9 protein-coding genes are annotated in these 11473 nt (G+C 54.8%); 3 read left to right on the top strand and 6 right to left on the bottom strand.

The window, feature by feature from the left end; translation table 11 throughout:
* Nucleotides 1–82: 82 nt before the first annotated feature.
* The 5 genes from ACI5FR_RS06125 to ACI5FR_RS06145 all read right to left on the bottom strand — a co-directional run bounded on the left by ACI5FR_RS06125 (nt 83) and on the right by ACI5FR_RS06145 (nt 7003).
* A complete protein-coding gene (locus ACI5FR_RS06125) occupies nt 83–1621 on the bottom strand; it encodes an extracellular solute-binding protein (protein WP_405451727.1) in 1539 nt (512 codons plus the stop codon).
* Nucleotides 1622–1735: 114 nt separating this feature from the next.
* Nucleotides 1736–2596: a carbohydrate ABC transporter permease gene (locus ACI5FR_RS06130; protein ID WP_405451730.1), complete on the bottom strand. Its 861-nt coding sequence runs from the start codon at nt 2594–2596 to the stop codon at nt 1736–1738.
* Nucleotides 2590–3450, bottom strand: a complete 861-nt coding sequence (locus tag ACI5FR_RS06135) for an ABC transporter permease (RefSeq protein WP_405452222.1) — start codon at nt 3448–3450, stop codon at nt 2590–2592. The genes ACI5FR_RS06130 and ACI5FR_RS06135 overlap by 7 nt, the downstream gene beginning before the upstream one ends.
* 232 nt (nt 3451–3682) lie before the next feature.
* Nucleotides 3683–5461 carry a cache domain-containing sensor histidine kinase gene (locus tag ACI5FR_RS06140; protein WP_405451733.1) on the bottom strand — a complete coding sequence of 593 codons (1779 nt, stop codon included), beginning with the start codon at nt 5459–5461 and terminating at the stop codon, nt 3683–3685.
* 6 nt (nt 5462–5467) lie between these two features.
* A complete protein-coding gene (locus ACI5FR_RS06145; RefSeq protein ID WP_405451735.1) occupies nt 5468–7003 on the bottom strand; it encodes a response regulator in 1536 nt (511 codons plus the stop codon).
* 237 nt (nt 7004–7240) lie between these two features.
* Between ACI5FR_RS06145 and ACI5FR_RS06150 the strand changes: the two genes are divergently transcribed.
* Nucleotides 7241–8350, top strand: a complete 1110-nt coding sequence (locus ACI5FR_RS06150; protein WP_405451738.1) for a glycosyltransferase — start codon at nt 7241–7243, stop codon at nt 8348–8350.
* A 261-nt stretch (nt 8351–8611) separates the two neighbouring features.
* Here ACI5FR_RS06150 and ACI5FR_RS06155 read toward each other — a convergent pair whose 3' ends face one another.
* On the bottom strand, nt 8612–9352 hold the full coding sequence (locus tag ACI5FR_RS06155; RefSeq protein WP_405452224.1) for a glycosyltransferase family 2 protein: 741 nt from the start codon (nt 9350–9352) through the stop codon (nt 8612–8614).
* 579 nt (nt 9353–9931) lie between these two features.
* Between ACI5FR_RS06155 and ACI5FR_RS06160 the strand changes: the two genes are divergently transcribed.
* Nucleotides 9932–10504 carry a permease gene (locus ACI5FR_RS06160; protein WP_405451741.1) on the top strand — a complete coding sequence of 191 codons (573 nt, stop codon included), beginning with the start codon at nt 9932–9934 and terminating at the stop codon, nt 10502–10504.
* Between the two features lie 199 nt (nt 10505–10703).
* Complete coding sequence (locus ACI5FR_RS06165) at nt 10704–11459, top strand: class I SAM-dependent methyltransferase (protein WP_405451742.1); 756 nt, start codon at nt 10704–10706, stop codon at nt 11457–11459.
* Nucleotides 11460–11473 lie beyond the last annotated feature (14 nt).

Below are 11473 nucleotides of genomic sequence, written 5' to 3' on the forward strand. Positions count from 1 at the left end.
GCCCGACGCTCCAACAGAGCGAAAGCCCTCAAGGAATGATGTCCTTGAGGGCTTTTGCAATAGAGCGGTTCTCACCGCACAATCATTTGCCGTATCCGAGATCCTTCAGTTGCTTTTGGGCCGAATCCAGGTAGGTCTTATAGTTCATGGTCGATTCGAGCGTTTTCAGGAACGCGTCGTATTCGCTGAGCGGTCTTTTATTGTAGGCGAATTTGGTGAATTCCTCCTCGATATAACGCCCGGCGTCGGCCGAATTGTAGCCGTCCGGGTAGCTGATGAAGCCATTCAGCGTCTTGATGCGCTGCTGCTTGTTGGCGAAATCGATATAAGCCGCTTGCGGGGCGAATTTCACCTGCAGATAGCTCAGCTCCGGCCGGCCCGTAAACTGATACAGCCATGTATAGCCGGCTTCCTTGCCCATCAGCTCGGTCGGCACAACCTTGTTGCCTTCGAGATTGTAGTGCTTGCCCTTCTGGCCGAATTGGACAAGCGCCGCCCCATCCCCGGTGGACACGTAATTCAGCAGGTCGAATACTTTCTGAAGTTTCGCCTTGTCTTTCTCCAGCGATTTCGGAATCGCGAACAAGCCTGCCGTGCTGCCTATGTCGAGCGCTCCGTCGTAAGCGCCTGCGGGGCCTTTCGGAGCAGTCAGTTGGATCCATTCGGCCTTCGGATTCACCTTTTTAATCTGATCCGCGAACTGCTCCTTCGTAATATTTGGCCAGTCAATGTATATGATACCCGCCTGACCCTTAATCGCCTTCTCTTGGTGCTGAAGCCCCGTGTTCGCCATGAGCTCGGGATCGACGGAGCCCGAGGCGATGAACTTTTGGATCAGCGCCAGCGCATCCTTCATCGCGGGGTCATACAGGGAGTTGACGACTTTGTCATCCTTCAAGTAAAAATCGCCGGGATTCCCTACCCCATAGCCGCCATACATCGGGGCGAACGCGCCAAGCTTGCCTCCGGTGAGCCCGAACGTATCCTTCTTGCCGTTGCCGTCCGGATCCTGTTCGGTGAACGCCTTGGCTACATTCAGCATTTCCTCGTATGTCGTCGGGACCGGCAGCTTTAGCTGATCCAGCCAGTCTTTGCGAATCCAGTAAGTGTTATATGGAATGGTCGGCGCCTTTGCAACGGCGTACACTTTCCCATCGATCGTTGCTTTCTTGATGCTGTCCTCGCCGATGAAATCTTTGACCGGCTTCAGCTCCTTGTTCAAATACGGGGTTAGATCGAGCAGCAGTCCTTGCTGCACGAACTGTTTTAACTGCCCTTTATCCACGCCGAACAGATCGGGGAAGTTGCCGGATGCCATGCGAACGTTCAACTGATTTTTGTAATCGTCGGCCGCTGCATAAGCAGTCAGCACGATGTCGGTATTCAGCGCCTTGTCCAGCTCCTGCTTGACGAAATCTTTGTCGGGTGCGGGGAGGCCGCTCGCATTCTCAATAATATCCAGCTTGACCGGCTTCGCTGGCTCGGGAGGTTTGGCGCTTGCAGAAGCCCCAGGGGTGCTGCCGGCGCCGGGATCGGGTTTCGTCCCGCCGCTACAGCCGGCGAGAACCCCGCCGAGCAAGACCGAGAGGAGGGAGACAGCCACGGTTTTTCTCGATTTCATACACATACCCCATCTTTCTATTTATGATTGTGGTCCGTTTCTTACCTGTCTGGCTATATATTGAAGCAGTACCGGCGGTGGCATCCCTGCAGGTCGATGCTCCGCCTCCCGCGTTCAACCTTTGATCGAGCCGAGCAGCATGCCTTTGGTGAAATGCTTTTGCAAGAACGGGTACACCGCGATAATCGGGGCGCTGGCGAGAACGACCGAGGCCATTTGCAGCGTTTCGGTGGGGGTGACATTCTCGGCGTTTTCCAGCGGCTGCTGCGTTTGCATCAACAGCTCGCGTACGATCACCTGAAGCGGGAAGAGCGTCCGATCGGTCACATACATGATCGCTTGGAAAAATTCGTTCCAGTGGCCCACGGCATAAAAGAGACCTACGGTCAGCATGACCGGAACCGAAAGCGGAGCGGCGATTTGCCACAAAATTCGGAGCTCGCGGGCACCGTCGACTTTGGCCGATTCGAACAGTTCCTCGGGCAGCTGCTCGAGAAAGCTTTTAACAATAAGAACGTTGAAGCTCCAGATCAGGTTCGGCAGGATCATCGCCCATACCGAATCGAGTAGTCCGATCGACTTGATTACGAGATAGGTTGGAATGATCCCCCCGTTGAATAGCAGGGTGAAGACGACCATGAGCAGGAAGAGGCTGCGTCCCGGCAACAGCTTGCGGCTAAGCGGATAAGCCATCAGCACGGTGAAGAGCATATTGAGAAGCGTACCGACTACCGTAATGAAGATCGTTATCCAAAAAGCGCGCGGAATCCCCGACTCCGTCAGCAACGTCTGGTACGCCACGAAGGTCAGCTGCTTTGGGATCAGAATGAATCCACCGTTTTTCAGCACCTCGCTGATCGGGGTTAACGAAACGGAAACGACGTATAGCAGCGGGAACAAGGCAACGGCACCGCAGACCGTCAATATGACGAAGACGCAGGTGTTGAACAGTCGATCCTCGAGGCCTCTTACCATATGCCTTCCCCCCAGCGCTTGGCGATTTGGTTGGACAGCAGGACGAGCGCGAGTCCGATCCCGGCCTTGAACAAGCCGACCGCTGAAGCAAGACTGAAATTGAGCTGCTGCAACCCGGTGCGGAATACCCATGTGTCCAGAATGTCGGCGACCGGATAAACCTGAACGTTGTACAAAATGTAGATTTGCTCGAATCCGGCATCCAACATATGCCCGAGCCGCAAAATAAACAACATGACAACGACGCTGCGGATGCCGGGAATCGTTATGTGCCAGATCATCCGCAACCGGCTGGCGCCGTCAACGCGGGCCGCTTCATACAAGGTCGGATCGATTCCGGCCATGGCCGCGAGGTAGATGATCGCTCCCCAGCCGAGATTTTGCCAGATTTCCGAGCCGACGAGAATCGACCGGAACGTGCCGGTGGAGGTCAGGAACGGAATCGCTTCTCCGCCCGCTTCCTTGATCCAATGGTTGACGAGACCGGAGTTTTGCGACAACAGCGCGATTAGAATCCCATAGATGATCACCCAGGATAAAAAATGCGGCATGTACGTCAGGGTCTGAATCAGCGATTTGAACCACCGGATCCGGCACTCATTCAACAAAATCGCCATGAGAATCGGGGGCAGGATGCCGAACACGAGCTTGTAGAAGCTGATCAAGAGCGTATTCGTAATCAATTGCGAGAAGTAAGGCGAGTGGATAAAGGTCAGGAAATGCTTATTCCATGGGTGGGCCCAATCGCTCGCGAGGATGCCGTCCACGATGCTGAAGTCCTTAAACGCAATCACGACGCCGTACATCGAGATGTACTTGAAGAGGACATAGTAGATCACCCCAGGCAGCAGCATGAAGTAGAGCGAACGGAATTGCCACACTCGCTTCAGCGGCCGGTTCGGTTTGACGCTTATGCGGGAAACCGCGTGTCCTTCGGCAGGAAACGGCTGTTCCATGATGGTCACCTCGTTTGTGTGTAGATTTGGCGCGGTTCGAAGCTGTAACCGTAGTATAGCAGGGTGTAAGCGATTCCAATATGCACCGATTTTGTTAAAATAGGCTGTAATGCAACAAAAAAATAACCGCCTACATCGAGGCGGCATTGGCTTGCTCATCTGGCTGGCGATCCGCCTTGGTTGCGGGGAAGGCGATGGAAACGACCGTGCCGGCCCCTTCCAGACTGCGGATGCGCATCCCGTAGGGCTTGCCGTAGTAAAGGCGGAGACGGTCATGTACGTTGTGGACGCCGATGCCGGTAAACCGCTCTTTGGACAGCTTCGTGATGCGCTGCTCCAGCACCATGCGCAGCCGCTCCGGTTCCATGCCGACGCCGTTATCGCGGATGGTGAACCGAATGACCCCGTTCCGCACCACGCCGCGAATGACGAGCCGGCCCTCTCTCTGGAGCGGCAAAATGCCATGAAAGATCGCATTCTCCACGATCGGCTGCAGCGTCAGCTTCAACATCACGCAATCGTAAACGGCCGGGTCGACCTCGAGGGTTGGCGAGAACATGTCACCGTAACGCGTCTTCTGGATTTGCAAGTAGTGATGCAGGCCCTCGAGCTCTTCGTCGACACGGACGAATTCCGCCGTTTTGTCGAAGCTGAATTTGAGCACTCCAACTAGAGCGCGAATCGTCTCTTTGACTTCGGCCGTTTTGTGTTGGATGGCCAGACTGCCGATGCAAGCCAGCGTGTTGTACAGGAAGTGCGGCGCAATCTGGCTCTGCAGCACCTTCAGCTCGAGCTCCTTCTTACGGGCTTCCATCCGCTTCGTCTCATCGAGCAGCCCCCGGATCCGCTCCATCATCGCATTGAAGCTGCGGGCGAGCCGGCCGATCTCATCATCGCGGTGCAGCGTAATATTCGGCACAACCGCCATGTCCTGCACCCGGTCCATACGGGAAGCAAGGAGCCGGATGGGGCGGGTGAAAAAGCGCGAGATCGTAAACGCCGCCAGCAGTAGCACGGCGAGCATGACGATGGCCGCGGTTCTGTAGTTCTCATTTAAGGCAGCTATGTTCTGGTAGAAATACGACTCTTTGATGAAAAAGACAAGGGTCCAGCCGAGCCGGTTTTGCCCCGACCGAATGGTGACAAGCGGTCCTTGCGGTCCTTCGATGTGGCTCGTGCCGACGGGCAGAGCGATCACCGCCTCGACGAATTCATCCGTCAGCACGGTCTGATACTCATGCGGCTTGGCTGGCAGCAGGTCGGTCTGATTGTCGTACGTGACCAACTCGTTTTTGTCCGACAGGAGCACGAATGTTTGATTGGCCGTATTGACGTCCGTTATTTCACTGTTGACTTTGTTCAGGTCGAGCTCGACTACGGCGACGCCTGCGCGCTGATTCTTTTTGTCCACCAGGGGGCGCGCGATCGCTACGGTCTGTCCGGATTGCGGCGATACATAAGGCTGACTGACGATCGAGACATACCCCTTTTGCGCCTGGTCATACAATCGCGGCAGCATCGGATTGCCAAGCACCTCGTAGAACACCTGCGAGCTGCTGAACACTTTGCCGTCATCGCGAATCACGTAGAGCGTCTTGACGATCATGCTGTTGTTTTCGGAAACCGAACGAAGGAAGTTCTCCACCTCCGTATCCGGGGAAGACTTGAGCATGTCGGTTTGCGAAGAAAGCACCAACAAAATGTTTTGCCCATTATCCAGGTACGTGTCCAAAAATTGATTCGTTCGCAGCATAAGCATTTGGGCGTCGTCCACGATCTGGTTTTTGAACAGCTCGGCAGAACGGTTGTAATTGTTGACCGCCAGGAAAGCGAACATCGTGAAGGTCACGCAAAAAAGGAGCAGAAATTGCTTCGTACCGAGGCTCAAGCTTCTTAGGGAGCGCAGCATCTGGCATCATCCTTTTTTGTAGGCGGTCGGAGCGGCCCCTGTATGTTCCCGAAACGTCGCGTTGAAATAGCGGTAACTTGGAATACCCACGGCGCTGGCGACCTCATAGACGCGCATCGACGTAGTCTGCAGCAGATGGACCGCTTTATCCATTCTCAGCTTCGTGATGTAATCGTTGAAGGAAATCCCCGCTTCCTCCCGGAATAGCCGGCTTAAGTAATGCGGACTGAGCCCTACCTGTTCCGCCACTACCGGGAGAGTAATCGACTGATCGAGATGGTTGCCAATATAGTGTTGGGCATCCGCAATTTCCTTGCGCAGCTTGCGCTTCTTCCCGCCTAATGTCTCTACTTCATGAACGATCACGGCGATCAGCTCGCCGATTGTACGGGCCTCTTGCAAGGCCTTGGCCGCACCGAGCGCTCTTGCACCGCTGGATTGCCCGTGCAGCCACTCCCGGAGCCAGTCCGCCGCCCAAATCTTGAGCGTATCCGGATCGATTCGGAACTTCGCGGCCCAGCGGGGCAGCTCGTGCATGAATTGGTGGACCAGCTTTTCCCGATCTTGCTGTTTCAGCTTCTCCCTGATCTCCGCATTCGCCGTCTCGTCCGGCGCCCCTGCCGCTTCGGCGGTGTCGGCGATAAACACACGGCTCGCCGCATCGTAAAAGCGGTTCGGATGCTCATTCGCGACGGTGCGGTAACAGCCGGGGAAGTCCGCTGCCTCCCGAACCGGCTCGCCGATAACGGCATAAAGCCGGAATGCCCCGCTTAAATAAGCGAGCCGGCTGTCGATGACCTTGCACAGCGCATCCATGGCCGCTTCCAGTTGGTCTCGCAGGACGCCGGCGCTACGCTGCACCGACGGCTCGAACAACAGCAGATAGACGCCGTCCTCCGCCGGCACCCAAGCGAACGGCAAGTGCGATCGCTCAAGCTCCGTCAGGGTCTCTTCGACCTCTCGCTTCACGAGCAACCGGTTTTCCTTCCTCGCTTCCACATGAAGCGCCGTCAGACGAAGCGGCAACCCAAGACCGAACGCCTCCCAAAGGAAATCGGTCATGCCTCCCGCCTCGGGATCCTGGGCGAACCGGCGTAGCTTAAGCGAGCATTCCCATCGCTGCCGCTCGGTTTCGCTTCGGCGACGCGACCGTTCCCGCGCATAAACCTCCTTCGCCTTGTCGAGCGCGCAACCAAGATCGTCCTCACCCATCGTCACCTTCACGATGTATTCAATCGCGCCTAGTTTCACCGCTTCGCACGCGTACGCAAAATCGGAATGGCAGGTCAGCAGGATGACAAGCGCCTCCGGGTACTCTTCCCTGAGTGCGCGGAACAAGGCAAGTCCGTCCATGACGGGCATCGTGATGTCGGTCACGACAACGTCCGGCGTGAAATTCCGGCAAAACCGGAGCGCCTCCTCGCCGTTAGACGCCTCGCCGATCAACTCGAAGCCATGGGACTCCCACGGAAAGAGCCGCAGCTCTTGCCGAATCGGAAGTTCATCGTCAACAATAAGCACAGTAAGCCATTCATTCGCCATCCAATCTCCCTCTTTTTATAGATTTGCTCCTATATGTAAACGCTTTTATTGTATTTTATCATGATAGCGGACTACGGGTCATACACAAAAACGTAACTTTTGTATTCAAATCTTGTTAGCCGAGTAGAAGAAAACTTCAGGCCGGTCCGGGCGATCACCTTATCAGGTTCCGAAATTGCCGCATATCCTGTAGGCAAGGCCTAAAACTGTGCTGACTATGAGGAGGCTCACAAGCTGATGTCCCGATACCATGTCGTGTGGAAAGGACCGATCCATACCGCTGGCGGCCTTGGCATCGCAAGCAGGGAATATGTCCGGGCGTTGCGGCGGCAAGGCGTACGAACCACGGCCGGAAGCGGGAGAAAGCTGCGGCAGTCCGGCGGTGCTAAGAGCCGCTCCGTCTTGATCTATCATTATCCTCCCCACACGCTGAACGTAAGGAAAGCGAAGACGCAGTATAAACGCGTCATTCTGAACGCCGTCTGGGAGACGACGGTCATTCCCGGCAGTTGGGTGAGGGCCATCAATCAGTATGATGCGGTGTTCGTGCCTTCCAGGCAAAACAAAAAAGCGATGCGCAACAGCGGGGTCCGGGTCCCCGTATATATCGCTCCCCATGGGGTGCACGCGGCGGTCTTCCATCCCCGCAATCGTAAGCTGCAAGTGCCTGAGACGAAGGGGAAATTCGTGTTCGTGTCCGTATTCGGCTTCCAGCACCGCAAAAATCCGGAGGCCTTGTTTCGAGCGTATTGGGAGGCGTTCTCCGCCTCGGACAAGGTGCATCTCGTCGTCAAGACGAATGGCTACAATGCACGGGAAAACCAACAGTGGATCCGCAACCGAATCGCGGCCTATAAGCGAAGGCTCGGCATTCGCAAAAGAACCGCTCCGGTGACGATCCTGGCCCGGCGTCTGAGGCAAGGGCAGCTTAAAGGGATCTACACGCTCGGGGATGCGTTCGTGCTTCCCACTAGGGGCGAGGGGGTAGGCTTGCCCTTCCTCGAATCGATGGCCAGCGGCACGCCCGTCATCGCGACCGGCTGGGGCGGGCATATGGATTTCTTGAACGGTCGGAACTCGTTCCTCGTCAAATATCGCTTAAGTCACCCGTTCACCGGCAGGTCGCGCCCCATCTCGCGCACGTTCCGTTATTTGTTCTCCGGCCGGGCCCAGTTATGGGCGGAAGCGGATATCGGCAGCTTGAAGCGCCAGATGAGATTGGCTTACGAGAACCCTGTCTTGAGCAGAAGGAAAGGGCAGGAAGGCCGAAGGGATGCGCTAAGACTATCATGGAACCGTGCCGGGGTGATGATGAAGAAAGCGATCGAAGCGGTCATCCGCCGATGAACAAAAACCGTCAAGTCTCGGTGTAATCGAGGTTGACGGTTCGTTTGCGTTCACCGGGTTATAAATGGTTTCCTCTCCTCCACAGGCAGTACTTTCACGTGTCGGGTTAGCAGCTGTTTGTCGCTTACGATCCATGTATGATTCTTCGAGTTCGGCTTGCGCATGGCGACGAAGTTGTACGGGCTGCCCGCGTAAATCCGGAAGCCTTCCCGGCGGCAAGATCGACCGCCTGCGGGGCATAGGAAGTGTAGGGCGCGCTCTTCATGTTAGAACGTCCTTAGGCTTTCTTTGCACGAACTTTTTGTAATTATGCACATTGGGCACGGTCTTATTGTGGGCGATCAGTTCTTTATCGCTGATGATCCATGTATGGTTGGCCGAATTTTTCCGGCGGATGGCGATAAAGTTATATTTGCCCGCAGAGTACACCTTGTATCCCTTTTTCTTGCTTCTTTCGCAGAAGAGATCGTCTTCTCCGACGCTTCGATTCGGGAATTGGACTTTATCGAAGACGTTCCGTTTGAAGACCAGCGTGGCGCCCGGAAGTATAGTGACAGGTCGATTCTCATCCTGGGCAAAACGCAGGAGAAGCGTTTTGGAGCCGCGCAAGTACATATAATGGGCTCGTTTTCCCACGATGTCGGCCTTGGTCCGGATTAACGCCTGCAGGCTGTCGGTCAAATAATAAGGAGCGTAATAATCGTCGTCGTCGAATTTGGCGATATAACTGAACTTGGCTTTCCGAACGGCAAGATTCAAGCAAACGCCCAATGAAATATGCTCCGGAATACGAAAAATTTTTATGTTTCCGATCTTTCGAGCTAGTCGTTGGTAAGGGGCAAGCGGGATTTTATTATCGTTCACAATGACAATCAATTCTTTCTTCGAATGACGCTGCCTAATGTAATTGTCAAACAAGTTTCGTATAAAAGGGTGACGATTCGTGCAAGTAATAACCGACACTCCGAGACGATGCACAGGGTTTCTTCTGTTGGATGACATGATAGGGCTCCCTTGTTCGAGGATGAATAAACTTAGCCTGTCAGTACTATATGTGATCCTGAGACAAGCGGAACGGCATATCCACCAAGGCAAATGAATCATTGTGACAAGCATCCTGCCGGTGTATACGTCCGGTAAACTGCAATTGTTGGGGAAAGTACCAGCAGCGCTATTAAACTTGCGATCCGGGGGAAGCTTCGCGTAATTCGATTTAGACCACTTGGAGACGCGGTCCGAAGCGTTTATGGGGATGCAGTTCGATTTTGCCTATTTAGAGCGCATTCTGACGGGGTTAGGGCTCCAATAAGCCGCTCCAATTCGGACAAATGGAATTAGAACTCGATAGGAGCCAAGCTGCCCTCGAGCAATTCGGTGAAATCGAACTACAGCTCGCAAAGCTCATGAATTCTGGTGTTGCAAGAAAAGCTACCGCTAAAGCACGAATGTACATCCTCGAAAGGCTTCGATCAGAAGCTTTTCTTATTTATGATTATTATTGACAACAATATAACCGCCGGTTACAATATAACCAACGGTTAGTAACCAATGGTTAATATTGATGAGGAGTGTGGAAAGCTTATGTTTGCAGGCCATTTCGGATTGGCGGCGGGAATAAGAGCGAAGGCACCGGAGGTGCCGCTGTGGGCGCTTATGCTGGGTACGCAGTTGTTGGACGTCGTGTTCGTTCCTCTCTTTGTGTCAGGCGTGGAGACCATTGATGATCAGCATGGAGTCGGATATGGGAAGGCGATTATTCATGCGGACTATACCCATTCTTTACTAGGGGCTCTGATTCTCGCTTTATTGGCCGGACTGCTGGCAAAGAAGCTATGGGGGAAGAGGGCGAGCTTCATCATGGCAGGCGTTGTCTTCAGCCACTGGATCCTGGATCTTGTCGTGCATCGCGCTGACATGCCGGTCTTCCCTGCGAACTGGGGCAATCTGCCCCTGCTGGGTCTGGGCGCTTGGAGATTCGAGGGGTTGTCCGTCACCATCGAGCTTCTGCTTCTTGTGATCGGCTTCGGGATGTACGCCGGGTCTGCGCTTCGGAGGGCGGGGGCCGCAAGGAGGAAGACGGCGATCGCGTCGTCCATCGTGCTCGGAGGCGTACTCGGGTTCGCGTTGATTACCGACGTAACCGGTTTATTTTAAGGAGGTAGCGCCATGAGTTTCATCGTCTTTATGCTCTTATTTACAATCTTGTGCGGGTGGTTGGACGCCCGGGTTTCGGGAAAGGCTAAATAACTGAAAAAAAGACTGGCTACGACCTCCAACTTGTCATACAATAAAATCAGTGGATGCAACCAAGTTTCATTGTATGAAACAAATGACAAGCGGGAGAGTGGTTCTAATGAACAGCAAAGAACGTTTCTCGAACCGGGTCGAGTTGTATGAGAAGTACCGCCCGAGCTATCCTGTGGCCGCGATCGACCATCTCTACAACACCGTGGGGTTGTCCCCGGGTTGCGAAGTGGCGGATGTCGGAGCCGGTACCGGCATTTTCTCCAAGCTGCTGCTGGAGCGGGGGAGTCGAGTGACGGCGGTGGAACCGAACAAGGAAATGCGGGAAGCCGCAGAGAAGAACCTCGGTGGCGAGGGCGGTTTTCGCACCGTCGCAGGGTCGGCCGAAGCGACCGGATTGCCTGACGGCTCCGTCGATTTTATCGTCTGTGCCCAAGCGTTCCACTGGTTCGATCGTGAGGCGACGCAAGCGGAATTCCGGCGTATTCTGAAGCCTGGCGGCAAGGTCGCCTTGATATGGAATACCCGCCTGACGGAAGGCACTCCGTTCCGGGAGGACTACGACCGGCTGTTGCACAAGTACGGCACCGATTACCAAGAAGTGAAGCATACGAACATCACCGAAGAGAGCTTGGCCTCCTTCTTCCGGGCGGGCCGGATCCAAGAAGCCCGGTTCCCGAACCAGCAATGGTTTGATTTCGAAGGGCTAAGCGGGCGGTTGCTGTCGTCCTCCTACTCCCCCATACCCGGAGATCCGAATTACGAGCCTATGATGAGCGAGCTGCGAAGTTTATTCGACCGCAGCCAGCAGAACGGTGAGATCTCGTTCGACTACGAGACTCAAGTGTTCTGGGGCGAGGTTTAATTGTACATTCACGT

The organism is Paenibacillus sp. HJGM_3 (genome assembly GCF_045062745.1).
Lineage (GTDB): Bacteria > Bacillota > Bacilli > Paenibacillales > NBRC-103111 > Paenibacillus_AA.

Coding starts and splice junctions, on each gene's coding strand:
- ACI5FR_RS06145 (WP_405451735.1), bottom strand. CDS start 7,003: ATGGCGAATGAATGGCTTACTGTGCTTATTGTTGACGATGAACTTCCG.
- ACI5FR_RS06150 (WP_405451738.1), top strand. CDS start 7,241: ATGTCCCGATACCATGTCGTGTGGAAAGGACCGATCCATACCGCTGGC.
- ACI5FR_RS06125 (WP_405451727.1), bottom strand. CDS start 1,621: ATGAAATCGAGAAAAACCGTGGCTGTCTCCCTCCTCTCGGTCTTGCTC.
- ACI5FR_RS06135 (WP_405452222.1), bottom strand. CDS start 3,450: ATGCTGCTGCCTGGGGTGATCTACTATGTCCTCTTCAAGTACATCTCG.
- ACI5FR_RS06160 (WP_405451741.1), top strand. CDS start 9,932: ATGTTTGCAGGCCATTTCGGATTGGCGGCGGGAATAAGAGCGAAGGCA.
- ACI5FR_RS06140 (WP_405451733.1), bottom strand. CDS start 5,461: ATGCTGCGCTCCCTAAGAAGCTTGAGCCTCGGTACGAAGCAATTTCTG.
- ACI5FR_RS06165 (WP_405451742.1), top strand. CDS start 10,704: ATGAACAGCAAAGAACGTTTCTCGAACCGGGTCGAGTTGTATGAGAAG.
- ACI5FR_RS06155 (WP_405452224.1), bottom strand. CDS start 9,352: ATGTCATCCAACAGAAGAAACCCTGTGCATCGTCTCGGAGTGTCGGTT.
- ACI5FR_RS06130 (WP_405451730.1), bottom strand. CDS start 2,596: ATGGTAAGAGGCCTCGAGGATCGACTGTTCAACACCTGCGTCTTCGTC.